Genomic DNA, 26,466 nt, shown 5'->3' on the forward strand with positions numbered 1-26,466 from the left:
CCGTATATATAGGGATAAAAATCAAACAAACAATTCAAGTAATTAATCTTTACATTATGACTGAAACAAAAAACAACAACGGATTGAAGGTGCTGGCAGGTCTATTGGGCGTAGTGCTCTTAGGAACCATCATCTACACGGTCAGTCTTTACCAGGACAAGAAAAAGACCGAAGCCGTGATGACGCAAGAAAAACAGCTGGTTGTCGAAGATCTAAACAGCCTAAAATCCGAATACGACAAGGCGATTTTGGAGAGCAATGCCACGAACGAGGAATTGGTTTCCGCACGTGACAATATCTCTAAATATATCGATTCGGTACAGAACATGAAGGCCGATATTTCTTCATTGTCCCGCTACAGAAGGCAAGTAGGGGTTTTGCAAACGGAGAGGGAGCAGTTGCTCAGGCAGGTCGATTCCCTCCAAAAATCGAATACCTTGATTGCCATGCAACGTGATAGCACGTATACCGAATTGGAGAAACAAACCGTATTCAACGATTCTTTGGTAGTGCAGAATACGCAATTGGCGGATGTTGTGGAAAAGGGATCCGCGCTGAACCTTTCCAAATTCAACGTTGACGCAGTTAAAGAGCGCAGCAGCGGAAAATTATCGTCGACCAACAGGGCTAAAAGAGCCGATAAATTTAAAATCTGTTTTACCGTGGCCGACAACGTTATCGCAGAGGCCGGTGATAGGGAGTTTTATGTAGAGGTACTTGATCCACAAGGTAACGTGTTGGGCGAAAGTTACTCAAAAACTAACGATGATGGGGCTTCGGTGACCTACAGTAAGGGCACAAGCTTCTATTATGAAAATAAATCCTTAGACGTTTGCGATTACATCAGCAAGCCATCCGGTGATTTTCAGGAGGGAAATTATATGGTGAACGTATATGATGAAGGTTTGAAATTATTGGGTACATCAAAGTTTGCGATGAAGTAGGAGGCACGGCCATTAATAAATACTAAAGAAGCCAGTCCTAGGACTGGCTTTTTTTATAGGTCAAACTTTGAAAAAGTTGTTTTGAAATTTCCCAAACAGATTATTTCAGAAGGATGTGGCGGCTAACAATTTACTAGCCGCCATCTTTGTATTTGATTTTCAATTTTTCATTTCAAGCTCCCCACCATATCCTCCGGCTTCACCCATTCATCATATTCTTCGGCGGTAACATAGCCAAGGTTGATGGCTTCCTCCTTTAATGTCGTACCGTTCTTATGTGCTGTATTCGCTATTTCCGCAGCTTTGTAATACCCGATTTTGGTGTTCAGTGCCGTAACGAGCATCAGGGAGTTGTTCAGCATTTGTTCGATAATCTTATAGTTTGGTTCGATCCCGGAAGCGCAGTTTTCTTCAAAGCTGACACAGGCATCACCGATCAGCTGGGCGGATTGCAAGATATTGGCAGCCATCATGGGCTTGAATACATTAAGTTCATAGTGCCCTTGGGTACCACCTACGGCTATGGCAACATCATTGCCCATCACCTGCGCACAGACCATGGTCAAGGCTTCGCATTGGGTGGGATTTACTTTGCCGGGCATGATGGAACTGCCCGGTTCATTGGCAGGAATATTTATCTCGCCGATTCCCGAACGCGGTCCGGATGCCAACATACGGATGTCGTTGGCGATTTTATTCAGTGATACGGCCAGTTGTTTCAAGGCTCCATGACTTTCGACAATGGCATCGTGGGCAGCCAAGGCCTCGAATTTATTATCGGCAGTTCGAAAAGGGAGTTCCGTAAAATCGGAAATATATTTGGCCACAAGTACGTCATAGCCTTCGGGCGTATTAAGTCCCGTGCCCACGGCCGTTCCGCCCAAGGCCAGTTCGCTAAGATGGTCTAACGTGTTTTTTAAGGCTTTTAGGCCATGATCGAGCTGGGAGGCGTATCCTGAAAATTCTTGACCCAAGGTCAAGGGTGTGGCATCCATCAAATGGGTACGTCCGATTTTAACGACTTTGGCAAATTCCTTGGATTTTTTATGCAACGTATCCCGTAACCGTTCCACACCGGGAATGGTAGTCCCCACGATTTTTTTATAGGCCGCAATATGCATTCCCGTAGGAAAGGTGTCGTTGGAGGATTGGGATTTGTTCACATCATCGTTGGGCTGGACGGTCTTTTCGCCTTCCCCGATTTGCTGCCCGGCAATCTCGTGCGCGCGATTGGCGATGACCTCGTTTACGTTCATATTGCTTTGTGTGCCCGAACCCGTTTGCCAGATGACCAAAGGGAATTGGTCGTCGTGTTTGCCCTCGATTATTTCATCACAGACTTTGGCGATAAGGTCCCTTTTTTCTTCGGACAACACCTCTAATTCGCAGTTGGTATAGGCGGCCGCCTTTTTGAGATAGGCGAAGCCGTAGACAATATCCAATGGCATGGAAGCTGCCGGACCAATCTTAAAATTGTTCCGGGAACGTTCGGTCTGGGCTCCCCAATATTTATCGGCAGGGACCTGTACCTCGCCCATGGTGTCTTTTTCTATTCTATATTCCATCGTAACTATATTTTGGTTTCTAACAAAGATAGCCGTTGGCCTGTTTATTTTCAATAGGTCCTTCACGGAATTTTGAAGGATGGCTATTTTTGGGGCTATGGCATTTCGTTTTTCATTAGCCTATTTTCAATTCCTAGCTTTATAATTTTTTAATTTCCATTTGCAATTCTACCTGTTTTAAAAGTATCTTTGTAAGCGTAAACAGATACCTATGTTCGAATTCGACCAATATTTAGGATTTTTAGCCTTTTTGACCATTTTGACCATCGGCTTTTGGCTGATGATCTTTTTATTGATGTTCGTAGTGCCGTATTGGATAGGAGGTAACCTTATTGAATTTTATAAGGAAATGAAAAAAAAGAAAAGAGCTGTGCGAGAGACGTCTTGATTATATAGGAATCAACTTGAATAAAATTTAAAGAAGCAGGAAGGTAGCAAATACTTTCTTGCATCTTACCCCTCAAACTCCCCATCACCATTACCGTCACCATCGCCGCCACGACCACCTTCGCGTTTTTTGGGTTGGTTGAAACGGTAGATAAAAGAAACCGTAAAGGAACGTACCCGCCACTGGAATTCACTGCGCGAGGTAAAAAATTCGGTTTCGGTAAAAGACCTCCGTTTTCTGGAGTTAAAGGCATCGTTCACGTTAAAGGATAGGGTACCGTTGTTGTTCAAGATATCTTTGCTAAAGGCAAAATCCAGCGAAAAGATTCCTTCTGATTCTGTCTGGGCGTTTTGACGCGGACCGCTATAGAAGCCATTGGTTTGCCATTCGACCTTGGCCGGCAGCGAAACTTTCGAGCTAAAGCGTGCAAACCAGCTGGTATTGTCAGCCCCATAATCGACACCGTTGAAGGATCCTTCCGATTTGAACTTGAAGATGTTGAAGCTACTGTTCAGTTGCAACCAGTCTTTAGGATTATATAGGATACCGGCCTCGGCACCGTATCGGTTTTCAGTGGAAAGATTGATAGGTACCGAACGTACGATATCGATACCGTCGGTAGTACTCTGCCCAGTGGACTCCTGTACCCGCTCAAAGGCATCGGTTTCCTGTTGATAGTAGATGGAAGAGGTTAGGGTCAGTTTGTCCCATCGTTTCAAGTATCCCAGATCAAAGGTGTTCGAAAAGGCAGGGTTCAAATCGGGATTGCCCTGAAATATATTGGTCCTACTGGATCTTGAGGGAAACGGATTGATATACCACCCTCCCGGTCTATTGATGCGACGGTTGTATCCCAGCGAAACATTTTCCCTACCTTCTTCGTCAATTTCGTAGATCAGGTTCACCGTTGGAAAAAGACCTAGGTATTTTTTATCAAAATTCGCTTCTACATCCACGCCCAGTTCTTCTTCAAATTGGCTGCTATCGAATTCCGAATCCAGTTGCCCTTTGAGTTGGGTATGTTCCAAACGCAGTCCCAAAAGAAAGGAAAACTGGCCGAACTTGTTTCCGTATTGGGAATAAACGGCGTGTACGTTCTCGTTATAGGTAAATTTGTTGGTCAGGTTTTCGTTGACTACAAATTGTCCGCTGGACTGATCTAACGAGTCTAGTCGGTAGTCCGTAATTTCCTCTTCGAAGGTGCCGCGATATCCGGCTTCGAACTGCGCGTCTTCCATAGGCAGAACGTAGTCTATTTGTGCGAGATACTCGTTTTCCTTTTCGTTTTCAAAGATATCTTCAAGAACCAGTAAATCCTCATCAGGTAATGTACGTTGTTCCTCAATGGTCGAATTTTTAATTTCGTCGTCGTTCGAATACTGAAAATCGGCGGTGAGCTCATGGCCGTCATCATCGAATCGGTTGATGTAGTTAAGGGAAACCTGATAACTGTTATCCTCTTCATTTTCCAGTTCCTCCCTGAAGGTTCGGCTGCTCAACTGGTTTTCTACGAACCTCTGATTCGTGTTTTCAGTAACGTCCTCATCATTTGAAAGTCGGTAAAAGATGCTTCCCGTAACCGAGGATTTATCGTTGATAAAATATTCGGCACCAAGATTGGTGTTAAAGCCTTTATCCAGTCGGTTGTAGAGTCTATCCTCCAAGACCCTATCGAAACTTCCGGAGGTATAGGTATTGTCAAAAATAGCATTTCCCGGGGCATCGCGATAACGATAACCGGTAGTATTGAAAATATTGAACTTGTCGGTACGCAGGTTGACATTTGCAGTTATACCACTACTCGCAGGATAGCCGATATTTACATTCACGGATCCGTTGAAGCCAAGGGTCTTTTCTTTTTTGAGAATTATGTTCAGTATGCCCGCAGTACCCTCCGCATCATATCGGGCGGAAGGACTGGTAATGACCTCGACCTTTTCAATGGCATCGGCCGGTAATTGACGAAGGGCTTCGGTAGATCCAAAACCGGCCATGGCAGATGGTTTTCCGTTGATAAGAATACGTACGTTCTCGTTGCCACGTAAACTGATGGCACCTTCAACATCGACACTGACCGAGGGCACATTGCCCAATGCATCGCTAATAGTGGCGCCGCTGGTGGTAAGGTCTTTACCAATATTGTAGATTTTTTTATCGAGCCGTACCTCGACCGTGGTCTTTTCCCCGACGACCTCGACACCTTCTAGCTCAGAGGCGGATATATTTAAAGAAATTGTACCTAGATCGGTAGCGTCGTTAAAGCTCTTTTGGGGTACCTTATAGGTCTGGTAACCGATATATTCGATGCTAGCGTTGAACTCACCGGGGACAGTTTCTACCTCGAATTTCCCATTGATGTCGGTGATACCGCCGTTGACCTTATCTGGGTCCGCGATACTCTGCAATACTAAGGTGGCATACTCTAAAGCTTGTCCGGTTTCTTGGTCGATGACCGTTCCGGTGATTTTGATAGCTTCCCCTTCAGTGGCCGCAGGCCTTTGGGCAATAATTGTAAATGAAATAAGTAGTGATAGGAGTAAAGGGAAACATTTCTTCATAGCAAGGATTACGATTTATCTTTCTTTTTCTTTTTAAGCTTTTTTTCTTTTTTCTTTTCTTTTTTGGTCTTTTGAATGCCTTTTTTCTGCATCTCTACAAAGGCGTCGTACTTTTCAAGGGGTAGGCCCGCCTTTAATTCCTCATCTTGCGCTTGGGTGATTTTTTCCATGCCCTCGCGCATCTGATCGGGCGATAGTTCCAGAATCTGCATTTCGATACGTTTCTGCAGATACTTTTTTAGGGTGGAACTCAATACGGCCTCCTCGAACGGATTCAGTTCCAAGGCTTCGGTTATGCCCGGCATTTCGCCATCAACGATCTGTTCCGCCGTTTTCGGTTCTGGCTCTTTCGGGGTTTCTTGAACCTGCGGAATAGCGCTTCGCTGTCTGCCGTAGCCCCCGCCCCCATAACCTCCGCCACCGTAGCCATAGCCCCCGCCACCATATCCGCGACCATATTGGGCCTGTAGTTCTCCGCCAGCGAGCAGTACAATAAAAAGAATGATGAGGTATGTGCCGTTGCTTTTCATTATAAACGTTTTAGTGTGATTGTGAATTTAATAGAAGGTTTAAAGAATATTGGTTAAAGGTTTGTTAAAAGGCGGGAAGCTCGATGCTTGGTGTCGGATGCTCGATGCGTTTTTTCATCGGGCATCCTGCACCGCGCTTCGTGCCATTTTCTAATGCCTAAGTTTTCAAATCGATTCTTCATTCTGTCCCATCATCATCAAAAAGGCCTTTAAGAACGCATCGATATCCCCGTCCATTACCGCATCTACATTTCCGGTTTCGTGCGCGGTGCGTACATCCTTTACCAATTTATAGGGATGCATCACATAATTCCGGATTTGCGAGCCCCACTCGATTTTCATCTTTGAGGATTCGATCTCTTCACGTGCCTCCATTTTTTTACGTAGCTCAATTTCGTACAACTGCGATTTCAGCATCTTCATGGCAGTCGCCCGGTTATCGTGCTGGCTTCGGGAATCGGAACAGGAAATCTGGATGCCGGTCGGATGGTGGGTCAACTGAACCTTCGTTTCAACTTTGTTTACGTTCTGGCCGCCCGCACCGCTGGACCTTGCCGTAGTGATCGTATAATCCGCGGGATTGATATCGATTTCAATGCTATCATCCACTAATGGATAGACATACACGGAAACAAAGGAAGTATGTCGTTTGGCGTTGCTATCAAAAGGGGAGATACGCACCAAGCGATGCACCCCGTTTTCGCCCTTGAGCCATCCGAAGCCATAATCGCCGTCGATTTCGAGGGTCACGGTCTTGATACCCGCCACGTCACCTTCCTGATAGTTGAGTTCTTTGACCTTATAGCCGTTCTTTTCCGCCCACATCATATACATGCGCATGAGCATCGACGCCCAATCACAGCTTTCCGTACCTCCGGCACCAGCTGTAATCTGCAAAACGGCGGACAGTTCGTCGCCTTCTTCGGAAAGCATGTTCTTGAATTCCAGCTTTTCGATTTGGTTCAGGGCATTTTCATACTGGCTTTCGACTTCCTCTTCCTTGATTTCGCCTTCCTCCTGGAATTCGAGCAGTACTTCGAGGTCGCCCACGGCGGATTCTGCACTAGTATAGTCATCGACCCATTGTTTTTTGGATTGAATGAATTTCATTTGCGCCTGGGCTTCTTGGGGATTGTCCCAAAAGTCTGGAGCGAGCGTTTTCTCTTGCTCGTTCTCTATTTCGATACGTTTCGCAGCAACGTCAAAGATACCGTCTTAAGGCCCCAAGGCGGTCCTGTAGACCTTTGAACAGGTCTGTTGTGATTGTCATATTCTTCTAATTTTGGGCAAAAGTACGCTTTAGACTTGAGATTTTGGCAGCTCGACTGCGCTCGGTGTGACAAATTTTGGATTGGAACTTTCTTTACTGTTGCTGACTGGAAACTTGCACGGTATGGCTAGTTTCGTTACGCCCCGTGGTGTAGACCACGCCTTTGAGCGGGGAGCAATCCGTATAGTCCTTGCCGTGGGCTATCTTAATGTGATTGGTATTGGCCAGCAGGTTATTGGTGGGGTCAAAACCGATCCATCCGATTTTTGGAATATAAGCTTCCGCCCAGGCGTGCATCTGCGAATCCCCAAAAAAACCATTGCCTTGATGTAGGTATCCGGATACATATCTTGTGGGGATTCCGTTTTGCCGGGCCAAAGCGCAGAACAGATGGGCAAAATCTTGGCAGACCCCGTGCCGTTTTTCTATAACTTCGTCCAGAGCGGTATTGACATCGGTCACGTCGGTCTTGAAATAAATATGGGTATAGGTCCACTCATTCAAGCCCTGTAAATTTTCAAAAAGGGATATGTTTTTATTAAACACGAATGCGTCCCTATTTTTTTCGGGAAGGGTTGTAAAACGGGTATTCCTTAAAAAGGCCTCAAAATCTACTTTGAAATCCAGTTGTTGAATGGCGGCATAGGCTTGGGAAATATCTTCCTCCTCCAAAAAATCAAACGGATTCACCTCCCTTTTGATCAGCTTAAAATGAGCCTCGAACGAAATCTGTCTGAACTTTTTCTTGGGATGTACCCGAATGGTTTGGAACCCGTATCCGTTTACGGAAAATTCGTTGATAGTATTGAGCGAGTTGTTGAATTGAACATCAATAAACTCTTGATTGTCATTTTTTTGCGGAATGATCAAAAACTGCCAATGGGCATCGTTCACCCAGTCTTCGTACGTGTTTTCTGCAGTATAGGTGATGGAATATTCTAGGGACATGGTTCTCTAATAGATAAGGCAAACTTACTACTTTTGACGCCAACCCGACGGCTCAATACTTAAAAAATTCCTTTTCCATTTTCTGGCCTATTTCCGAAAGGTTTTCCAGAATATTTTCGATAAAGGATTGAATATCTTCCTCGATTTCCTGAATGTACTTATACGCGTATTCAGACCGTACCCTGCCCACCAAAAAGGCCGTGGACGTTTTGTTGTAGTTCTTGCTGGGATCTAAGACTTTAATATGATCGTATACCTGATTGAGGCTGTTCATGACCGAACGGGGACAATTGGGATTGAGAATCAAAAACTCCAATGTAGAAATGCTGGTCGGGGTCTTTTTATAAAAACGCCGCATCATATCGTACGATTCCGCACATTTCAATAAAGTCGTCCATTCAAAGCTATTGCCGAAGGTATCGCCGTAACTGCCCCTTGATTTCTCCGCGTCGTGGTGTTTGGCATTGATCATGCGAATAATCTGGGTGGCCCTTTCGATGTTGACGCCCATCATGATAATGGAATAAATATCATCGTGCAATAAGGTACCCCGCATCTTGCCGCGTAAAATAGCGGTCATTTCGGCAACGTTCACAGTAAAATCGTGCAATCCGCTTTTAACAAAACTATCCGCATCATAATTCAATACGAAATGATAGAATTTATTGATGGCTTCGTAGAGTTCGGTAGAGATAAGGTCACGGGCACTATTGGCATTTTCCCGGGCATATTTTACATTGTTGATAATGGAAAAGGGGAAGTCCGGATCCAAACCGATCGTATACAGCACCTTTTCTTCGTCCAATTGAACGGATTCGTCGTCTTCGGGATCCCCGACCATAAAAAGCATGGACCGCAATACGAACTGTCGGGACTGCGATAATTGGTTGGGCGCGTCGAGCGATGAAAAATAGTTCACGTTCAAATACCGGGCTATATGTTCTGAACGTTCGATATAACGCCCCATCCAGAAAAGGTTATTGGCAACTCTTGATAGCATATTGGTTCTTTAAGTTCAAGTTCAAAAAAATTTATGGGCCTCCTGACGGGTAGGTTAATTAGTTTAGGACTTTAGAAAAAGATAATTTTTGCATATTGCCTACTGACTACTCCTTCAAAACCCAAGTATCTTTAGATCCCCCACCTTGCGACGAATTGACGATTAGATTTCCTTTTTTAAGGGCGACACGGGTCAATCCCCCTTTGAGCACGAATTCCCGGTCCTTGCCCAAGACGGTGAAGGTCCTTAGATCGACGTGTCGTTGCTCGAAAGATTCGGTTTCGTCGATATAGGTCGGATGCACGGAAAGGGACAATATGGGTTGGGCCACATATTTTCTGGGATTTTCCTTTACCTGTTTTTTTACCGTTTCGATTTCTTCCTTGGTCAACTTATTTCCTATGGATATACCGTATCCCCCGGCCTCGTCCACCGGTTTGATGACCAGTTCGTGCACATGTTCCAAAACATACTTTAGCTCATCGGGGCGGCTACAATGGTAGGTGTGTACATTATTAAGGATGGGCTCCTCATCTAAATAATACTTGATGATTTCCGGCATGTAGGTGTATACGGCCTTATCGTCGGCGACACCTGTTCCGGGGGCATTGGCCAAGGTGACGTTTCCTTTTTTGTAGGCGGCGAAGAGTCCCGGTACACCCAGAGAAGAATCCGGTTTGAATTCCAAGGGATCGATAAAGGCATCGTCTATCCTACGATAGATGACATCGACTTTTTCGGGCCCGCGGATGGTTTTCATATACACAAAATCATTTTCTACGAACAGGTCGCGGCCTTCCACCAGCTCCACGCCCATGGTTTTGGCGAGATAGGAGTGTTCATAGAAGGCTGAATTGAACATGCCGGGAGTAATGACCACAACGTTAGGTACGTCGACGCCTTTGGGCTTTACGGTTTCCAGCAGATCAAGAAGGTTCTCGGCATAATTGGTAACGGTGTGGGTCTTGTAGCGGTTAAAGACACCAAAGAGCGCCCGTTTTAAAGCCGTACGGTTACAGATGACATAGCTGACACCTGAAGGGCAGCGAATATTATCCTCCAGAACATAATATTGTCCGTCGTTATGCTTGATGACATCGGTGCCCGAAATATGATTATAGATACCACCCGGAGGGTCGATGCCCACCATTTGATCCAAATAATTTGCGGAAGAACTAATCAGGTCCATCGGCACGATACCCTGTTTGATTATTTTTTTGTCGTGATAGACATCCCATAAAAACAAATTGAGGGCCCTGCTGCGCTGTATCGCGCCACTTTCGATAATATCCCATTCCTTGGGGTCGATGATTCGCGGAAAAAGATCGAAAGGGAATATTTTTTCCCTGGTCTCTTTTTTATCGTACACCTGAAAGGTAATGCCTTGATTAAAAAACGATGCCTTGGCCTTATCGTTCAGTTTGACGTAATCTTTGATGGAATGTTCTCCGTACAGATCGAAAAGTACTGAGTAAACGGGCATAATCTTACCATCGCTATCAAATATTTCATCAAATAATAGGGGATTTCTTTGATAGGAAGAGAACAATTGGTTTTCAGCGGTGGCCATAAGCTAATAAATTTCTTTTAAGGTACTAGTTTACAATGGATTTCTAAAGGAGAATGCCATAATATTTAGAGGTGATTTTATAGGTATCATTAAAAATCAGCCAATATTTTTTAGGAAATAGAACTTTTTCTTGCGGATGGAATGGTTTAAATTTAGTGCCTTCCAACTAATGCGTAAAATACCAAGGGATGAAACATTATCGACTATGGCCATTTTTGCTGCTTTTTTGTTCGACCGTCATAACGGGACAGGTTACCGAAAAAAGCAAGGATTTTCAAAAGTTCCCCGGATTTTTTGATTTCCAGTACGAGGTCCAAACGGATAAAATCTATTTGGAAGTCGATGAACTGGAGAAGGAATTTCTGTATGTCTATTCCCTCAGCAGCGGTATCGGTAGTAATGATATCGGGCTGGATCGTGGCCAGTTGGGCAACGAACAAGTGGTCTACTTTAAAAAGGCGGGCAACAAATTGCTTTTGGTGCAGCCCAATTTAAGGTTCAGGGCTTTGACGGATAATGCATTGGAACGGAAATCCATCGAACAGGCCTTTGCGAAATCCGTTTTGTTCGGATTTAAGATCGAGGAGGAGAAGGATGGAAAATATATCATCGACATTAGCGATTTCCTGATGCAGGATGTACACGGGGTGGCCCAACGTTTGAAGAAGGCCGAGCAAGGTACTTATGCTTTGGACAAGGAGAGAAGTGCCATGACGATGGATCGTACGAAAGGCTTCCCGAAAAATATCGAGTTCGATGTTACCCTAACGTTCAAAGGGGATGCCGAAGGCGATTGGATACGTTCGGTTGCGCCGAATCCCGATTTGGTGACGGTAACCCAGCATCATTCCTTCGTCGAACTGCCGGACGATGATTACAAAAAGCGGGAATTCGACCCGAGATGTGGATCCTATCCTTTTTCATACTACGATTATGCCACCCCGGTGCAAGAGCCGCTCGTAAAACGCTTTATTACCCGCCATCGCCTGGAGAAAAAAGACCCGACTGCGGAAACAAGCGAAGCTGTCGAACCTATTATTTATTATTTGGATAACGGTACGCCGGAACCCGTGCGGACCGCCCTTTTGGAAGGTGGCCGATGGTGGAACCAAGCTTTTGAAGCCATTGGCTATAAAGATGCCTTCCAGTTAAAAATGCTGCCAGACGACGCCGATCCGATGGATGTGCGCTACAACGTCATTCAATGGGTACACCGCTACACCCGGGGCTGGAGCTACGGCAGCAGTGTCACGGACCCGAGAACCGGGGAAATCATCAAGGGCCACGTCAGTTTGGGAAGCCTGCGTATACGGCAGGATTTTCTGATCGCCCAGGCCTTGATGGACAAGCCTTTCGCGGAGCGGGACGATAATTACGGACCGATGTTGGAACTCGCCTTGGCCCGTATCCGCCAGCTTTCCGCACATGAAATCGGCCATACCTTGGGCTTTGCCCATAATTTTGCCGCCAGTACCAACGGCAGGGCCTCGGTGATGGATTATCCCCATCCACAGTTTACGTTGAAAAACGGAAAAATCGACTTTTCGGAGGCCTATGCTACCGGAATCGGGCCGTGGGACAAGGTAACGGTCGCGTACTCCTACACCGATTTTCCGAAGGAAACCGAAGAGAAAGAAGCGTTAAATGCCATTTTGAGCCAGGCCCAAAAAGACGGCTTACGTTATATCACCGACCAAGACGCTCGTCCCGAAGGAGGGGCGCATGCCCTTGCCCATCTGTGGGATAACGGCCGATCGGCCAGTGCCGAATTGGAGGATGTGTTGAAAATTAGGGATGTCGCCATTCAGAATTTTTCTATTGATAATATCCGAAAGGGCGAACCGAATTCCGTTCTGGAGGATGTTTTTGCGCCGCTTTATTTCTTCCATCGGTACCAGACGGAGGCGACCGCCAAAGTAATCGGGGGATTGGATTACAATTACGCGGTCAAGGGAGACGGACAGCCCACAGTCGAAACGGTGGACAAGAAAATTCAAAAACAGGCTTTGGAAAGCATCCTAAAAACCTTGGATGCCCAGGCCATCGCCATTCCGAAGGAAAAATTGCCATTGTTTCCGCCAAGGGCATTCGGATATCCGCGAACACGGGAGTCCCTCAAAGGAAAAACCGGAGTTTCCTTCGACGCCCTGTCCGCCCCCGAAACTTCCGCGGATATGACCTTGGGCTTGTTGATACATCCCGAAAGGGCATCCCGTTTAATCCAACAAAAAGCCTTGGATAGCGATAACCTAGGGCTGGGGGAAGTTCTGGATGCCGTGGTCGATAATACGATTAAAAAGCAGCCCAAGGACAGCTATTTAACCGAGGTGCAAAACAACATTAATTTTCGGGTACTGTTCCATTTAATGAACTTAGCGGCCAGCGAGGATGTCCATCCGCAGGTAAACGCCATCACCCATCAAAAAATCAGGGGCCTAATGCTGGATACCGGTTTGAAAATGCCCAGCGATCCGATCAAGGCGGAAATGGGACGACGGATAAATGACTTTTACGAACATCCGGAGCAGTTTGAGGTAATTCCAGCCTCTAAAATCCCGGATGGATCGCCAATTGGGATGGATTGTTTTGAATGAATTTGCGTTTGACACTGAACTTGAACTTGACATGAAGATAAACCTTATTAGCGATACCGTAACCAAGCCCACCCCCGGCATGCTCGACGCCATGATGTCCGCCGAGGTGGGCGATGATGTCTTTAAGGCCGACCCGACCGTAAATGCCCTGGAGCAAAAAGTGGCGGAAATGTTCGGAAAGGAAGCCGCGCTGTTCTTTCCCAGTGGAACGATGACCAACCAGACGGCCATCAAGCTGCACACCGATCCCGGAGATCAATTGATCTGTGATACATACGCGCATGTCTACAACTATGAGGGTGGGGGAGTAAGCTTTAACAGTGGTGTATCCTGTAAACTCGTTGATGGCCACCGCGGCATGATGACCGCGGAACAGGTCGAGGCGGCGATAAATCCGCCGGACTTTTATCACAGTCCCCTGACGTCTTTGGTCTGTATTGAGAACACGACAAACAAAGGTGGCGGTGCCTGCTGGGATTTCGCAGAACTCGAACGCATCAAGCTCGTTTGCAAAAAACACGGACTAGCATACCACCTCGACGGCGCCCGATTATGGAACGCTTTGGTCGCTAAAAACGAAAGTCCGAAACAATACGGCGAACTTTTTGATACCATCAGTGTCTGTTTGAGCAAGGGACTCGGCTGTCCCGTAGGTTCAGTGCTGGTCGGGAGTGACGAATTGATCCATAAAGCACTGCGTATACGAAAGGTATTGGGCGGCGGCATGCGGCAAGCTGGCTATCTGGCGGCGGCAGGCATTTATGCGTTGGACAACCAACTCGAAAGACTGGCCCAAGACCATAAAAAAGCCCGAGAAATCGGGAAGGTCCTTCAAAAGTTATCCTACATCAAAAAAGTGGAGCCGATCGAGACCAACATCATCATTTTCGAAATTGACGAGAATTATATGGGCGGGGACGAATTCGTGGAGAAGTTAAAGAAGAACGACATTCATATTATAGGAATGGGGCAAGGCAAACAACGTATCGTCACCCATTTGGACTATACGGGCGAGATGCACGATGCGTTTTTGTCTGTTTTGAAACAGTTGTAGGGTCGAATTGTCCGGTTGAGCCTTTCAACTCCGCTCAAGATAAACCAATGGCTATACTCAGTTGACAGACAGCGTATTGAAGCTCCCTGCTGCACTCGAAAAGACCTACTTGGGTTTGGCACCTATAGCAACGATTGAATCTTTTCCTGCAAATTTTTAATCCCGTTTTCCATACCCGCCTCAGAATCGTAAGGTTCGCTATGACCGATTATTCGCCCGTCATCGTCCTTTAGGCTGAAGTGGAATTTACCCTCGGTATTGGTCTTCCGTTCAAAATAATTACGGGCTATGGGTGCAGTTCCCAACTTCCTTATAACCTTGTCCATTTCAAATTTATCGGAGAATGTTACGCTGTTTAGCAGTTTATTTCCACTTTCAGTCTCTAGACTAAAGCGATAGGTATTATCAGTATCGGTATGAATTTTTACAACGTGCACTTTTTTGGATTAAGGTACAAAATTTATGGGTTACGGATAAGATTTGATTGCCAAGGACTGATTTCTCGTACACCGGGATTTTGGAATTTATTTTAGGAATTTGGATTTTTGTTGCTTGGAATTTTCCGCCTATATCTAAGAATGTGGTATTGCCTATCGGCCGTAGTCGGTGCCATGGGTGCCCGGACAGGTCTGTATGAAATAGGTCCGATACCAATGCAGTCGAGAACCAAGATTGCCGCTCACAAATTGGAGGCATGGTAACTTTTTGATGGTTTGTTAGTGTTAGTTGAGTTCAATCTGTCCTACTTCTGCATCTTCAAATAATAATCCGTAGAATGCTTTCCAGAACCATAAAAAAGGAAGAAAATGCACACCAACAGCGCCACAAAGGCTAAAACAAGGTTGGTAGTATTCATTTCCCCCAAAAAATTGACCAACACTGCACCGATCAGAATAGGCAATTGTGCCAAAACGGCCCATCGTGTCAGTAGACCGATAACGATTAAAAAACCTCCGACGAAATGGGCCGGAGCCACATAGTGCAAAATACCCATTCCACCAGGTATATTTTCGAAGGGCTTTGCGACTTCCATCATTTCCTGTAGGTTCGACATGAAATTGACACCTTTTACGAAAAGAAAAATTCCGAGGGCAACACGGAGAAGATCAATCAGGTAATACGTATGGGCATTCGCCCACTTGTTCAATGATTTTATTGTAGCCATGGCATTTGATTTACCGCCTACCACATCATATCGATTATTAGGAAGTCAGTAGACGACGTTACACCTTAGTAAGGTACTCATTTTTAGGGATATATAAAAGTTAAAAATTCAGTCCAAAAACTCACGATCAAACGCAAAAGGATTTTCCAGATCAGGATCTACCGTAACCTGAACGGCATTGGCACCGCCTTCGATTTGAACACGTAAAATATTTTTCTCGGGCCAAGGTCTGTTCTGGAACCAAAAATGTCCGTCGCCCTGCATGTAGAGAACAGGTTTGCCGAAGACTTTGGCCGAAGCCCTAAACCGATCAGTAAACGCCGTGAATTTTTCGGGCCCGACTTCTGTCATGTTGGCATGGCCGAAAACGACGACTGTTTCCATAGCTTCATTTTGAAGTTCAAATTGTTTCTCCAGCCAATCCGCATCATCTGCCAGGCGCTTGTCCCATTCCGCTTGGTCGTGAACGGAGCTTCCTACTAGGTTCAAGCCTAAGAAAAGCACGCCGTTCCCCACCCAGGCAAAGTTCTCGGGTCGCTCTTCTTGATATTCGACCGTAAGTGAAAATTCCCAATTTTCGTTGAAATGTAAGAAGTATTCGTTCCAAAGTGCCAATGCATTTACAGGGTTGTCGCAGTCATTGTATTCATTGTCCCCTAATACCATAAAAGTCGGAGTCTTAAACGCTTTCAACAGTCCGCTGACATCTTCATAAATAGTTTCTTCACAGGCATCGCCTCCCGGCTTGATATCGCCGACATGTACTACGAATTCCGAATTCGCCTTGGTGTTATGGGCATCGATCATGGCAATTAGTCCGTCCCTTTGATTATCGTTATAAGGTACATCGCCGATTACGGTAAAGATTGTAGGGGTGAAGTTATTGGTGGAGTCAACGGTCTGGGTAGAATCGATTTCACCTGTGGGATTGTCGTCGGTTGGCTGTTGATTTTTATCATCCGAACTACCGGAACAGCAGATGAGGATGACCGCCATGAAAACCATGCTTAAAGTCTTTAGGACAATTGATATATATGGTTTTTCCATGGTGTGGATTTTTGTTTTCGTGAGACTGAAGAATTTATATATATACGGAAAAGCTCTGAACAAAAGGTATCGATTCTGGCAAAAAGGGAAACCTAATCTTCGTTTCAGGCAATATTCTTTCTGTTTGTGTTAAGGCAAAAACCAGTATTCAACTATATTTTCCCAATAAAACAAGGCTTGCTTTTTGGGTAGGCCAAATAGCTAACATCTAAATGTTAAAAATATGCCTTTTATAACAAATAAAAAAGCGAAACAACCTGTAGACATTTTCTATGAAGATTATGGAACGGGGCAACCGGTCATTTTAATCCACGGATGGCCATTGAGCCGTAAATCGTGGGAGCAACAAGTGTGGAAAATCGTCGATGAGGGTTTCCGCTGCATTTCCTACGACCGACGGGGATTCGGAATTTCGTCACAACCTTGGGGCGAATATGACTATTCCGCTTTGGCGAGTGATCTCAGTACGCTAATCGATGGATTGGATTTAAAGGATGCCATTATCGTCGGATTTTCCATGGGCGGTGGGGAGGTTGTCCGCTATCTAACGGACTATGGCTCCGACAAAATCGCCAAAGCCGTCTTGATCAGTTCTATCATCCCCTTGGTCAAAAAGAAAGACGACAATCCCGATGGCGTACCTGAAGAAGCCTTGAACGGAATCAAGGATGCCCTTCAAAAAGACCGGGTCGGATTTCTAAAGGAGTTCGGAAAAGGTTTCTATAATTATAAGGATAACAAAGACAAGGTCAGCGAAGCCCAATTGGACTATGATTTTATCATTGCTTCCCATGCCTCGCCAAGAGCTACCATACAGACCGCACTGGCCTGGATGGACACCGATTTCCGGTCCGAGCTGAAGAATGTAACCGTTCCTACATTGATCGTACACGGCGACGCCGATGAAACCGTACCGAAGGTCACCTCGGCAGATCAAGCGGCCAAAGGTATTGCCGATAATACGTATGAAGTTATCAAAGGCGCACCGCACGGGCTCAACATTACCCATGCCGACGAACTGAACGAGATATTGATTTCATTTCTCAAAAAGTAAATAATGCCGTATTTTGGTATAAGTCGGACTCCACAAGTCCGACTTTTTGCATATAGAAGATGTGTTATATGGATAAAACATCACAAACAAGCGCCTTAAAAAGTATTCACCTGATTCTGGTGCTGGTTTTAATGGTCACAGCATGTAAGCAGGCCCGGAGGGTGGCGGATATTATTATCCAGCCTACTCCTAGGGAGCTCTACGGGAGGCAGTTCGAAAATGATTCCACCTTATTTGTCCCATGGGAAAACGCTTTTAATGAAGCTATGAACGATAGCCTTCAAATCGAAATGCCCTATGTGGAACAGGGCATTTTTTTTGAAAAAAATACCATTGCCTATTCCTATAATTTAGTATTGCAGAGGGGAGAGGTTTTTCACGTCGAAGTGCGAATGGATTCTTTATCGTCTCCTGTATTTGTTGATCTTTACGAACAAACATCCGACTCTTTACCGAAATATGATTTGACCGCCCGAAACGAAAACGGACAACGAAATCTAGAAAAAGTAATCGAAAAATCAGGGGTCTATAAGGTCATTGTACAGGCAGGAATAGGTGCTACCGACCATTTTCAATTTGAATTATATAGCACACCTTCTTATGCGTTCCCGGTAACGGGTAAAAACAACGAGGCCATTCAAAGTTTTTGGGGTGCCGACAGAGAGGGTGGCCGAAGAAGCCATAAGGGAGTCGATATTTTTGCAGACAGGGGCACACCGGTAGTGGCGGTAACCGATGGTAGGGTAAGCTCGACCGGCGAAAGGGGATTGGGCGGTAAGCAGGTCTGGGTAAAATCCGGACTTTTGGGAAATTCTCTCTATTATGCCCATTTGGACAGCATTTTGGTAAAAACTGGCAATCGCGTGCAAATCGGTGATACCCTTGGCCTAGTCGGTAATACCGGTAATGCGCGGACGACCACCCCCCATCTACATTTTGGAATTTATGAGGGATATCGAGGCGCTATCGACCCGTTACCTTTTATCCGTATCAACGATAAACCTTCGATAGACCAAAAAACCGCTTCCTTCGAATCCCCGAAAATTACCGTTTCGGCCACAAGGGCAAACTTGAGGCAATCTCCATCCGTTCAAAGTGAAAAAATAGGGGAGGCGAAGAAGGGCGATACCTTATTCATTCTAGGAATTGCCAAAAAATGGGCGCATATTAAGACGGAAACGGGACAAAAGACGTATGTACATCAAAGTTTGATCGAATTAAATCCCGAATAAAAATTCCGGAAAACTAACTTATCTATGCTACTTTTCCGATACGGTAATCAAAACCGGCAAATGGTCCGAGATATATTTGAGGTTTTCCAAACGGTCGTCGATATGCATGTAATTTTCAACGGCAAGATTTTTCACAAAAATATAATCGATACGGCGGTCTAAAATCATTTCCAGATCAAAGCCGTTAAAAGAGCCGCTCGGACCGTAAAAGAGGGCTTTAGTGATTTGCTGACCATCTTCCATATAATTTTTGAGGGTTTGGATAGGGGTTTCGTCGGGAGCCAAGTTGAAATCCCCCGTCAATACCACAGGTAGGTCATCGGTATTTATTTCCTTAATTTTGTCGATGATAAGTTGGGCGGATTTTTCCCTCGCCGTTTCCCCCTTGTGATCAAAGTGGGTGTTGAAGACCCAGAGCCTTTTACCGGACCCAAGGTTTTCAAAAAGGCCATAGGTGCAGATACGTTCTAAAGCGGCATCCCAACCGACGGATGGTGTATCGGGAGTGTCGGAAAGCCAAAAAGTATTGTGCTCAAGGACTTTATATCGGGTAGAATCATAGTGGATTTCGGAGTATTCCCCTTGTTTTTTGCCATCATCACGACCGACACCGATATACGAAAAATCAGTAAGGCTACTGTCGATGTAAGTGACCTGTCGGTGCAGTGCTTCTTGTATGCCGATAAACGATGGACCGTAATGTTCGATAAGCTCGACCAGTTTTTCCTTTCGCTCATTCCAATTGTTGACCGTATCGTTGACATTGTCGTATTTGATGTTGTAGGTCATTACCTTGATTTCTTGACCGTTTAGGGTCAAGAGGGGCGTTAGCGCGAGCAATATGAAAAATGTTTTGAAAACCATTACTAGGATCTATTGAAATGTATTGCCAAAGTAAGAAATTACGATTACATTTAGCTCACCTATTAGAAATAGGTATAGGAAATTTATTTACGGAATGTCACAGGCATTGCGTTTGAATATTCCAAAACCCCAGCTACATGAAATCAATCGATCAAAATATCATCCGCCAATTCTTTGTCCTGCTTCTTGTTGTCTTGATAGGGGGGCTTATTTTTTGGGAAATGGTGCCCTATCTATCTGGCATTTTGGGGGCCATTACCATTTATGTGCTTTTCAGAAAATGGATGTCCAAACTGGTCAAAAAGGGATGGAATTCCAATCTGGCGGCCATCCTTATTATGTTGATATCCTTTGTGCTTATATTGGTACCGGTCGGTGGGTTGGTGCTTATGCTCGGCAACAAGGTGAGCAGTGCCGTCGACAAATCGGAAAACGTTATCGAAGCCATTAAGGAGCAAGTGTTTCGTATAGAAAAAATGGTGGATTACGATCTTTCATCGCAAATCGACCCTTCGGGCGCTTCCTCTTGGTTGACCGATAATCTTCAGGGCTTTGCCGGGGGTACCTTTAATATCTTTATTTCGATTGCCATTATGTATTTCTTGCTATTCTATATGCTGACGAACCGCAAAGAGTTGCGCGAATCCTTGTTCGAATATATTCCCATCAGCAAGAAAAACCTAAAGGTCATAGGCGATGAGGTGCAGAGTATGGTGCGTTCGAACGCTTTGGGAATTCCCTTGGTGGCCATTGCGCAGGGTATCGTGGCCTTGATAGGATTTTTTATTTTTGGTGTACCCAATCCGTTTTTCTGGTTCGTGATTGTGGCGGTGGGCTCCATGATTCCCTTTATCGGTACTTTGATCGGGATAATTCCTGTCTTTATTCTGGGTATGTCCAACGGAAACGATTTTCAGGCCTGGGGCATTCTGATCTACGGATTCGTAGTCGTCGGCGCGACAGATAACCTGATCCGCCTCTACGTGCTTCAAAAGTTGGATAATGTACACCCGTTAATTACGCTGATCGGTGTTATTATCGGTGTTCCCCTGTTCGGGTTTATCGGGCTGATTTTCGGCCCTTTGCTCATTAGTCTTTTCTTGATCGTTGTGCGAATCTATAAAAAGGAGTACGGGGAACGGGGCGAGGTTGAAAGCGGGGAGTTCTAGTTTTGAAATGGCTATGGCCTATTTCCTATACTCGGCATGCCATCCAAAAGACTGAAACCGTCATTCCATAACTGCTCCCCCCAAACTATTTATTTGCCACTGCTTGGGCTTCCGTTAATGTATCATTTTGGGGAAAATCCCTCGCCTTAAGCCGATATCAAACCCATCGGTCTTTAGCCGATAGTAGTTTAATTCTTTTCCATTAGAACGGTTGGGGGAGGCGTATCTTTAGACCACGTTCCTTGCCAACTTGTGTACATCCACTTTCCATTTTCTTTGACAAAAATGGCAGTGTATAAAAATTCGGCAACATACTTTCCATCAAAGAATGCTTGAGACCTTCCCTTAAGAATTCCAACATTGTCATAAATTCTTGTCTTTTGATCGTAGAATTTGAAGGTCGCCTTTTCAAGCATCTTAAGTCTATCGGTGTCTGCAAGTAGCTCTTCCTTACTTTGTGCCACGCCATCTGCACCAATTGAAAAGTAGTCATCGGAAACATCCGTCTTAAAATAATCCACTGCATTTGTAAACGTTGTATTTTCAAACATTTTGGAAAAGGCATCCTCAAGTTCTTTTTTTAAATCTTCGGAATCATTTGCTTTAGCATTTAATGTGCTTTTATTGTTGTCAACATCTTTTGAATCAGTATTGTTCTTGCAACTTAAGGTTGATAATACAACACTTGTGATTGCTAATACTAGAATAGAAAGCCTTTTCATTATGTTTGTATCAGGTTTAATAGAAAAGCCAACTTCTATTTATAAAGCTGGTTTGTGATTATTTTATTTTTTCTCCGCATCCGCAAGCTTTTTGGTATCCACATACTGTTGAAATGCAGTCACTTTCCCATCTTTTAAAGTCCACAAATGAGCCGCTTGGGCATTGTAAGCTTTGCCGGTTTCTTTATTTTTCGCATCATATCGTAAGGTAGCCAACACCTTATTGTTGCTCATTTCGTGAAGTTCAATATCCGTAACTTTAAAATACTCGTGATCAGCTCCAAGACGCGCAAATACACCATTTAAAATAGCATCTGGACCGATGTATGGATTGCCGTCTGCATATCTGTTTCCTTCGGCTTCGTTCCATTCAATTTTAGGATGCATACTTCCTAGAACTGTTGGCATGTCGCCTGTTGCGAATGCTTTGTATAGATTGCCGATGCTTTGGATGTTTTGATTGTTTTTCATAATAGTTGTTTTAATTATTTATGATTTATTACGCTTCTCTGGGCAAACGTAAATCCTCCTGAGCAATTTGCGGAATCAAATAGGTAAGAATCCACGACAGTATAATTACCGAGATAATAATCACAAAAGCATTTGGAAAATTTTTCATTTAGGGTCGTCAATAAATGATATTGTCCAATATCCGGCTGAGGTTGTATTCCGTAATATGGAATTTCCCGTCCGCGGAAAACACTACCCGGATTTCCTTTTTCAGCTCGGCAAGCTCCATGTGCGAATAGTCAAGTTTTGAAATCGTTTTCTCGATTTTTGTGAAGCTTTCGTCTTCATCATCGTGGCTAATTTCATTGTAAAGACGGTCAAAGTTTTCCGGTGCAATTCTGCATCTGATAAGATTTAGCTCCTCCGGGTCCGCTATGGAATCGGCCTTCGCACAAAGCAATAGGATATACACTTTTAATTCAGCTTTTGACCAATGTGTTGCGTTATTTTTCATTGTTTTGGATGTATTAAATCAAGTTATTATAAGTACGGTGTGGTAGGCCGCTATGGCCAATAAAAGGAAAAGTCCTAGGGCCAAAAACCGAATAGATCGGTTTACGTTCCTGAATTTAAAGTCGGCAATTTTTGATATGATAAAAATCTGTTGTCCCAATTGAAGAAACAGTTCCTCTTCGTTCAGACTGATGGTGTAAAAGGTCCTTGAGAACTCTTGGATGTTTCCGAATTTGGAAATGACATCCCCAAAAAAGAAGATGTTCTTGTCATATTTGCCTTCTATCCTAGGCATAAAACAACGAACGCTAAAATAGATGGAAACTCCGGTGCATACCAGCCACAACCCCAATAGTATGAGCAGAAGTATCTGATCGGAACCGGTGTGGAAGAACGTACCGAGGTGTTGGTATATCAGGTTCAATAAAATGCCGTAAAAGGAGAGAATAAGGCCGGCTTTCAGTTCCGAGGCCTTTATGAGTCCGAATACGTAGTTGATACTGCCCCAGTAATGGTCCACCAATTCTTCGGCGTGGGGATTTTTCACGGATCGTTTGATCGGTTTTTTTGATGTTGTCTTTTCCTTCGGTTTTTCTAGGTCGGCCATCTGATTTATGAATTATAGGTTCTGAATACATTGAAATTTGTACTTAGTAGGTTTTTTCTGTGTTTGGTTAAACACCAAATACCAGCGATTCCCGCCACGTTATTCCAACACGGTGTATACGATAAGGGGTTGAGCTTTGTTTTTCATGGTAATACTCCCCAAACTTTCGCAGCGAAATGCCTCTTTGACATTCTCATAACAACTTTCGCAAATCACGATTTGATTTTCTTTGGCGGCATCCTGTAATCGTGCTGCGGTGTTTACGGTATCTCCGATGACCGTATAATCAAGGCGTTTTAAAGTGGCGGAACCTATATTACCGGAAATCATCTCTCCGCTCTTGATTCCGATGGAAACTTTCGGCCTGAATTTTTCCTTGCCGTCAACATTGGGCAGCGTATTGATTTGATGGCGTACCGCCAAAGCCGCATCGATGGCGCGATCTAAATGGTAGTCTCCCCTAAATACCGCCATGATCGCATCGCCGATAAATTTATCGACGAAGCCTTCTTGGCCGATAATGGCCTTGACCATGACATCGAAATACGTGTTGATCATGGCCACCACGGTATCCGGTGGGGCGGTTTCACTGATTTTAGTAAAGCCGACAATATCTACGAACATTACTGTTCCTTCAATAGTCTCGTTGGCCATAATGGCCGATTCATATTCCCTACTGCCCATAAAATTGAGCACATTTTCGTCTACGTACATTTTTAAAATGTTGTTTTCTTTAATGGCCTGCAAGGTTTTTTTTATTTCCTCGACATGTCTAAGGGTTTTTTCGACCGTTATAATAAGGTCTTCGAAATTGATGGGTTTAGTAATGAAATCGAACGCCCCCCGGTTCATCGCCGTACGAATATTTTCCATATCGCCATAGGCCGATACAATGACCGATTTTATCAATGGACTCGTTTTATGCAGTTCGGAAAGCAGGCTAAGACCGTCCATTTCAGGCATGTTGATATCGCTCAATACGATGTCCACATCGGGGGCCGCTATCAATTTTTCGAGCGCAACCCGTCCGTTTTCCGCAAAAAGGAACTCGTATTCCTTTTCCCGGATTTTTTTTCGGAATTTCTGTTTTATAAGGACTTCGAGATCGGCCTCGTCGTCAACGACCAGTATTTTAGCCATCATGTCAATTCTTTTAGTTTGGTTTTTAAAAGCGTAAAATCCACCGGTTTGGTCAAAAAGTCGTCGGCGCCCAAGTTTTTGGCCCTGTTCCGGTTTTCTTCGTCCCCATAGGCGCTGATAATCATCATGACCGGCGAAGGTTTCACAAATTTTTTCTTTATGGTTTTCAACAGTTCAAGACCATTCATTCCGGGCATATTGATATCCGACAAAATGAATAATTCCTCTTGGGCCATAACTTCTGTGATTCTCACGGCCTCCTCTCCCGAATAAGCGAATGCGAACTGCAATTCCCCGTTTCTGATTTCTTTTCGGAACTGTTGTTGGAAAAGAATTTTTACGTCCCGTTCGTCGTCTACTACTAGTATTTTCATGTGCTATTTGGCTTGATAGAGTTTCTGTTGGTCAACTGCATCCCTAATACTTAAAAAATCGTTTATATCGCCGGCAGCCTAATGGTAAATGTAGCGCCTTCCCCTTCTTGTGTTTCAAGGCCCAGTTCGCCGCCGTGGGTCTGAATAATTTCATAACTGAGCGATAGCCCAAGTCCCGTGCCTTTCCCTGATGGTTTGGTGGTAAAAAAGGGTTGAAATATTTTGCCTCTTACCTTTTCCGGCACGCCATTGCCATTATCGTGAACGGAAATTTCAATATGATCTTCGATTCTTTTTGTAGCTACCCGAACGCTTGGTTGATAATTACTTCCAGTATCTCCTATGGTTGCTTCTCTTTTTTCCTGTACGGCATGAAAAGCATTGGTAATCAGATTTAAGAGTACCCGCCCGATATCTTGTGGAACCATATTGATTTTACCGATAGATTCGTCAAAATCGGTTTCCATCGTTGCATTGAACGATTTGTTTTTGGCCCGTAATCCATGGTAGGCCAAACGCAGATACTCGTCCGCAATCGCATTAATATCGGTGGGTTCTTTAATGTTGCTGTTGGTACGACTGTGTTGCAGCATTCCTTTGATGATGGCATCGGCCCTCTTGCCGTGGAGGTTTATCTTTTCAAGGTTTTGTCTTACGTCGCGGGCAATGCCTTTCGCATCGGCATAATTACCTTGGGCAATTTCTTGTTCCATTTCGTCGAGCAGCTCGCCACTTACTTCACTAAAATTATTGACAAAATTTAACGGATTTTGGATTTCGTGTGCAATGCCGGCGGTAAGCTCGCCAAGTGATGCCATTTTTTCAGACTGTATGAGTTGGGCTTGTGTCGTTTTTAATTCCGTGAGGGTTTTTTCGATCTCTTTGGTCCTCTCCGCAACCTTTTCCTCCAGGTTTTCGTAGAGCAAGGCATTTTCGATCGAGATGCCGATCTGACCGGATAGCATTTGTAACAGGCTGATTCGATTTTTATCGAACACCCCCTTAAGCATACTGTTCTCAAGATAAAGTAGGCCATTGATTTTGCCCAAGGCCGTGATGGGAAGGCACATTATAGATACCGTTTTATGCTTCTTAATATATGGGTCGTCATTAAATCGGCTTTCTTTTTGTGCATCGTCCAATACCACACTTTCTTGAGAACGCCAGCAGTAGTTTATAAATGATCGAGGGACCAGGTCAGATTCGTTCATCGGAATGGACGGGAGTATTTTGATGCCCTTATTTCCAGAATTGCCTTGGACTTCAATATATAACCGGTCTTTTTTAAAGCGTAGGAAGTTTCCTTTTTCGGCCCCTGCATTTTCTATGATTATATGCATAAGTGTTTTAAGCAGGTCTTTATATTTGACCTGGCTGGCAATGCTTTGCGATGCCTTTAACAAACTGGCCAGATCGAGTGCCGTGTTACTTGAAAAGTAGGTCTCGTAGGTCGCACCGGTTTTTAAAAGGGCAGTTTTATCGGTTTTTTTACCCAGCAACCCAGGATAGGTGCTTTCAAGCTGATTACATTTTATAGTCGCTCCCCATTTTTTGTAGGCCTCCCATGACTTCTTTACGTAGTTTTGGGTATCTTGAACAAGTTGCCGCTCTTGGCACAACAGCGCTGCATTTTCGTTGGCAATGGCTTCTACGTAGGTCATTTGGTTTTGAGCTGCGCATTGTATGGACAGATCATAATACTGTCTGG

Annotated in this window: 25 protein-coding genes; 7 read left to right on the forward strand and 18 right to left on the reverse strand. The window is 44.5% G+C overall.

What is annotated here, in order from left to right; translation table 11 throughout:
* The first annotated feature begins 56 nt into the window (after window positions 1–56).
* Window positions 57–944: a hypothetical protein gene (locus tag ACEW8S_RS12890; protein WP_373518551.1), complete on the forward strand. Its 888-nt coding sequence runs from the start codon at window positions 57–59 to the stop codon at window positions 942–944.
* A gap of 167 nt (window positions 945–1,111) precedes the next feature.
* Here ACEW8S_RS12890 and fumC read toward each other — a convergent pair whose 3' ends face one another.
* Window positions 1,112–2,509: a class II fumarate hydratase gene (gene fumC / locus ACEW8S_RS12895; protein ID WP_373518552.1), complete on the reverse strand. Its 1,398-nt coding sequence runs from the start codon at window positions 2,507–2,509 to the stop codon at window positions 1,112–1,114.
* A gap of 211 nt (window positions 2,510–2,720) precedes the next feature.
* On the opposite strand from fumC, the gene ACEW8S_RS12900 reads away from it, so the two are divergent.
* Window positions 2,721–2,897 (forward strand): hypothetical protein, encoded by a 177-nt coding sequence (locus tag ACEW8S_RS12900; protein ID WP_373518553.1) that lies wholly within the window; start codon window positions 2,721–2,723, stop codon window positions 2,895–2,897.
* A 65-nt stretch (window positions 2,898–2,962) separates the two neighbouring features.
* Here ACEW8S_RS12900 and ACEW8S_RS12905 read toward each other — a convergent pair whose 3' ends face one another.
* From ACEW8S_RS12905 to ACEW8S_RS12930, 6 genes are all read right to left on the reverse strand, one after another.
* Window positions 2,963–5,455 (reverse strand): TonB-dependent receptor domain-containing protein, encoded by a 2,493-nt coding sequence (locus tag ACEW8S_RS12905; RefSeq protein ID WP_373518554.1) that lies wholly within the window; start codon window positions 5,453–5,455, stop codon window positions 2,963–2,965.
* 8 nt (window positions 5,456–5,463) lie between these two features.
* Entirely contained in the window at window positions 5,464–5,985 is a 522-nt protein-coding gene (locus tag ACEW8S_RS12910; RefSeq protein ID WP_373518555.1) for a hypothetical protein, read from the reverse strand.
* 165 nt (window positions 5,986–6,150) lie between these two features.
* Window positions 6,151–7,255, reverse strand: a protein-coding gene (gene prfB / locus ACEW8S_RS12915) for a peptide chain release factor 2 (protein ID WP_373518556.1) whose coding sequence is annotated in 2 segments (ribosomal slippage) — window positions 6,151–7,188 and window positions 7,190–7,255 — 1,104 coding nt in all. Because the reading frame shifts where the segments join, the coding sequence is not laid out codon by codon here.
* A gap of 93 nt (window positions 7,256–7,348) precedes the next feature.
* Complete coding sequence (locus ACEW8S_RS12920; RefSeq protein ID WP_373518557.1) at window positions 7,349–8,203, reverse strand: transglutaminase family protein; 855 nt, start codon at window positions 8,201–8,203, stop codon at window positions 7,349–7,351.
* Between the two features lie 52 nt (window positions 8,204–8,255).
* Window positions 8,256–9,203 carry an alpha-E domain-containing protein gene (locus ACEW8S_RS12925; RefSeq protein WP_373518558.1) on the reverse strand — a complete coding sequence of 316 codons (948 nt, stop codon included), beginning with the start codon at window positions 9,201–9,203 and terminating at the stop codon, window positions 8,256–8,258.
* A gap of 106 nt (window positions 9,204–9,309) precedes the next feature.
* The gene (locus ACEW8S_RS12930) at window positions 9,310–10,773 is read right to left on the reverse strand and encodes a circularly permuted type 2 ATP-grasp protein (RefSeq protein ID WP_373518559.1); all 1,464 of its coding nucleotides are present in this window, start codon (window positions 10,771–10,773) and stop codon (window positions 9,310–9,312) included.
* Between the two features lie 188 nt (window positions 10,774–10,961).
* On the opposite strand from ACEW8S_RS12930, the gene ACEW8S_RS12935 reads away from it, so the two are divergent.
* Both ACEW8S_RS12935 and ACEW8S_RS12940 read left to right on the forward strand, forming a co-directional pair.
* A complete protein-coding gene (locus ACEW8S_RS12935) occupies window positions 10,962–13,367 on the forward strand; it encodes a zinc-dependent metalloprotease (RefSeq protein ID WP_373518560.1) in 2,406 nt (801 codons plus the stop codon).
* A 31-nt stretch (window positions 13,368–13,398) separates the two neighbouring features.
* Window positions 13,399–14,421: a low specificity L-threonine aldolase gene (locus tag ACEW8S_RS12940; RefSeq protein WP_373518561.1), complete on the forward strand. Its 1,023-nt coding sequence runs from the start codon at window positions 13,399–13,401 to the stop codon at window positions 14,419–14,421.
* A 122-nt stretch (window positions 14,422–14,543) separates the two neighbouring features.
* On the opposite strand, the gene ACEW8S_RS12945 is transcribed toward ACEW8S_RS12940, so the two are convergent.
* The 3 genes from ACEW8S_RS12945 to ACEW8S_RS12955 all read right to left on the reverse strand — a co-directional run bounded on the left by ACEW8S_RS12945 (window position 14,544) and on the right by ACEW8S_RS12955 (window position 16,633).
* On the reverse strand, window positions 14,544–14,858 hold the full coding sequence (locus ACEW8S_RS12945) for a YegP family protein (protein ID WP_373518562.1): 315 nt from the start codon (window positions 14,856–14,858) through the stop codon (window positions 14,544–14,546).
* 305 nt (window positions 14,859–15,163) lie between these two features.
* Window positions 15,164–15,586 (reverse strand): DoxX family protein, encoded by a 423-nt coding sequence (locus tag ACEW8S_RS12950; RefSeq protein ID WP_373518563.1) that lies wholly within the window; start codon window positions 15,584–15,586, stop codon window positions 15,164–15,166.
* A gap of 108 nt (window positions 15,587–15,694) precedes the next feature.
* Complete coding sequence (locus ACEW8S_RS12955) at window positions 15,695–16,633, reverse strand: metallophosphoesterase (RefSeq protein ID WP_373518564.1); 939 nt, start codon at window positions 16,631–16,633, stop codon at window positions 15,695–15,697.
* 223 nt (window positions 16,634–16,856) lie between these two features.
* Here ACEW8S_RS12955 and ACEW8S_RS12960 point away from each other — a divergent pair, with 223 nt between their 5' ends.
* Entirely contained in the window at window positions 16,857–17,687 is an 831-nt protein-coding gene (locus ACEW8S_RS12960; RefSeq protein WP_373518565.1) for an alpha/beta fold hydrolase, read from the forward strand.
* 68 nt (window positions 17,688–17,755) lie between these two features.
* Window positions 17,756–18,919: a peptidoglycan DD-metalloendopeptidase family protein gene (locus tag ACEW8S_RS12965; RefSeq protein ID WP_373518566.1), complete on the forward strand. Its 1,164-nt coding sequence runs from the start codon at window positions 17,756–17,758 to the stop codon at window positions 18,917–18,919.
* 27 nt (window positions 18,920–18,946) lie between these two features.
* Here the strand turns inward: ACEW8S_RS12965 and ACEW8S_RS12970 are convergent, their stop codons facing one another.
* Window positions 18,947–19,783 carry an endonuclease/exonuclease/phosphatase family protein gene (locus ACEW8S_RS12970; RefSeq protein WP_373518567.1) on the reverse strand — a complete coding sequence of 279 codons (837 nt, stop codon included), beginning with the start codon at window positions 19,781–19,783 and terminating at the stop codon, window positions 18,947–18,949.
* 137 nt (window positions 19,784–19,920) lie between these two features.
* Between ACEW8S_RS12970 and ACEW8S_RS12975 the strand changes: the two genes are divergently transcribed.
* Window positions 19,921–20,952, forward strand: coding sequence for an AI-2E family transporter (locus tag ACEW8S_RS12975; protein WP_373518568.1), 1,032 nt, complete (start codon window positions 19,921–19,923; stop codon window positions 20,950–20,952).
* A gap of 188 nt (window positions 20,953–21,140) precedes the next feature.
* Here ACEW8S_RS12975 and ACEW8S_RS12980 read toward each other — a convergent pair whose 3' ends face one another.
* The 7 genes from ACEW8S_RS12980 to ACEW8S_RS13010 form a co-directional block, all read right to left on the reverse strand.
* Window positions 21,141–21,674: a nuclear transport factor 2 family protein gene (locus ACEW8S_RS12980; protein WP_373518569.1), complete on the reverse strand. Its 534-nt coding sequence runs from the start codon at window positions 21,672–21,674 to the stop codon at window positions 21,141–21,143.
* A gap of 63 nt (window positions 21,675–21,737) precedes the next feature.
* On the reverse strand, window positions 21,738–22,145 hold the full coding sequence (locus ACEW8S_RS12985; protein ID WP_373518570.1) for a nuclear transport factor 2 family protein: 408 nt from the start codon (window positions 22,143–22,145) through the stop codon (window positions 21,738–21,740).
* Window positions 22,146–22,302: 157 nt separating this feature from the next.
* Window positions 22,303–22,638 (reverse strand): hypothetical protein, encoded by a 336-nt coding sequence (locus ACEW8S_RS12990; protein ID WP_373518571.1) that lies wholly within the window; start codon window positions 22,636–22,638, stop codon window positions 22,303–22,305.
* A gap of 18 nt (window positions 22,639–22,656) precedes the next feature.
* Complete coding sequence (locus ACEW8S_RS12995) at window positions 22,657–23,244, reverse strand: Pycsar system effector family protein (RefSeq protein WP_373518572.1); 588 nt, start codon at window positions 23,242–23,244, stop codon at window positions 22,657–22,659.
* 99 nt (window positions 23,245–23,343) lie between these two features.
* Window positions 23,344–24,387 (reverse strand): adenylate/guanylate cyclase domain-containing protein, encoded by a 1,044-nt coding sequence (locus tag ACEW8S_RS13000; RefSeq protein ID WP_373518573.1) that lies wholly within the window; start codon window positions 24,385–24,387, stop codon window positions 23,344–23,346.
* Window positions 24,384–24,758 carry a response regulator gene (locus ACEW8S_RS13005; RefSeq protein WP_373518574.1) on the reverse strand — a complete coding sequence of 125 codons (375 nt, stop codon included), beginning with the start codon at window positions 24,756–24,758 and terminating at the stop codon, window positions 24,384–24,386. The genes ACEW8S_RS13000 and ACEW8S_RS13005 overlap by 4 nt, the downstream gene beginning before the upstream one ends.
* A gap of 62 nt (window positions 24,759–24,820) precedes the next feature.
* Window positions 24,821–26,466, reverse strand: a 1,646-nt coding sequence (locus ACEW8S_RS13010; protein ID WP_373518575.1) for a sensor histidine kinase, incomplete at its 5' end; no start/stop codon positions are given.

Source organism: Pricia sp. (assembly GCF_041745955.1).
Classification (GTDB): domain Bacteria; phylum Bacteroidota; class Bacteroidia; order Flavobacteriales; family Flavobacteriaceae; genus Pricia.

Coding starts and splice junctions, on each gene's coding strand:
- ACEW8S_RS12890 (WP_373518551.1), top strand. CDS start 57: ATGACTGAAACAAAAAACAACAACGGATTGAAGGTGCTGGCAGGTCTA.
- fumC (WP_373518552.1), bottom strand. CDS start 2,509: ATGGAATATAGAATAGAAAAAGACACCATGGGCGAGGTACAGGTCCCT.
- ACEW8S_RS12900 (WP_373518553.1), top strand. CDS start 2,721: ATGTTCGAATTCGACCAATATTTAGGATTTTTAGCCTTTTTGACCATT.
- ACEW8S_RS12905 (WP_373518554.1), bottom strand. CDS start 5,455: ATGAAGAAATGTTTCCCTTTACTCCTATCACTACTTATTTCATTTACA.
- ACEW8S_RS12910 (WP_373518555.1), bottom strand. CDS start 5,985: ATGAAAAGCAACGGCACATACCTCATCATTCTTTTTATTGTACTGCTC.
- ACEW8S_RS12920 (WP_373518557.1), bottom strand. CDS start 8,203: ATGTCCCTAGAATATTCCATCACCTATACTGCAGAAAACACGTACGAA.
- ACEW8S_RS12925 (WP_373518558.1), bottom strand. CDS start 9,203: ATGCTATCAAGAGTTGCCAATAACCTTTTCTGGATGGGGCGTTATATC.
- ACEW8S_RS12930 (WP_373518559.1), bottom strand. CDS start 10,773: ATGGCCACCGCTGAAAACCAATTGTTCTCTTCCTATCAAAGAAATCCC.
- ACEW8S_RS12935 (WP_373518560.1), top strand. CDS start 10,962: ATGAAACATTATCGACTATGGCCATTTTTGCTGCTTTTTTGTTCGACC.
- ACEW8S_RS12940 (WP_373518561.1), top strand. CDS start 13,399: ATGAAGATAAACCTTATTAGCGATACCGTAACCAAGCCCACCCCCGGC.
- ACEW8S_RS12950 (WP_373518563.1), bottom strand. CDS start 15,586: ATGGCTACAATAAAATCATTGAACAAGTGGGCGAATGCCCATACGTAT.
- ACEW8S_RS12955 (WP_373518564.1), bottom strand. CDS start 16,633: ATGGAAAAACCATATATATCAATTGTCCTAAAGACTTTAAGCATGGTT.
- ACEW8S_RS12960 (WP_373518565.1), top strand. CDS start 16,857: ATGCCTTTTATAACAAATAAAAAAGCGAAACAACCTGTAGACATTTTC.
- ACEW8S_RS12965 (WP_373518566.1), top strand. CDS start 17,756: ATGGATAAAACATCACAAACAAGCGCCTTAAAAAGTATTCACCTGATT.
- ACEW8S_RS12970 (WP_373518567.1), bottom strand. CDS start 19,783: ATGGTTTTCAAAACATTTTTCATATTGCTCGCGCTAACGCCCCTCTTG.
- ACEW8S_RS12975 (WP_373518568.1), top strand. CDS start 19,921: ATGAAATCAATCGATCAAAATATCATCCGCCAATTCTTTGTCCTGCTT.
- ACEW8S_RS12980 (WP_373518569.1), bottom strand. CDS start 21,674: ATGAAAAGGCTTTCTATTCTAGTATTAGCAATCACAAGTGTTGTATTA.
- ACEW8S_RS12985 (WP_373518570.1), bottom strand. CDS start 22,145: ATGAAAAACAATCAAAACATCCAAAGCATCGGCAATCTATACAAAGCA.
- ACEW8S_RS12990 (WP_373518571.1), bottom strand. CDS start 22,638: ATGAAAAATAACGCAACACATTGGTCAAAAGCTGAATTAAAAGTGTAT.
- ACEW8S_RS12995 (WP_373518572.1), bottom strand. CDS start 23,244: ATGGCCGACCTAGAAAAACCGAAGGAAAAGACAACATCAAAAAAACCG.
- ACEW8S_RS13000 (WP_373518573.1), bottom strand. CDS start 24,387: ATGATGGCTAAAATACTGGTCGTTGACGACGAGGCCGATCTCGAAGTC.
- ACEW8S_RS13005 (WP_373518574.1), bottom strand. CDS start 24,758: ATGAAAATACTAGTAGTAGACGACGAACGGGACGTAAAAATTCTTTTC.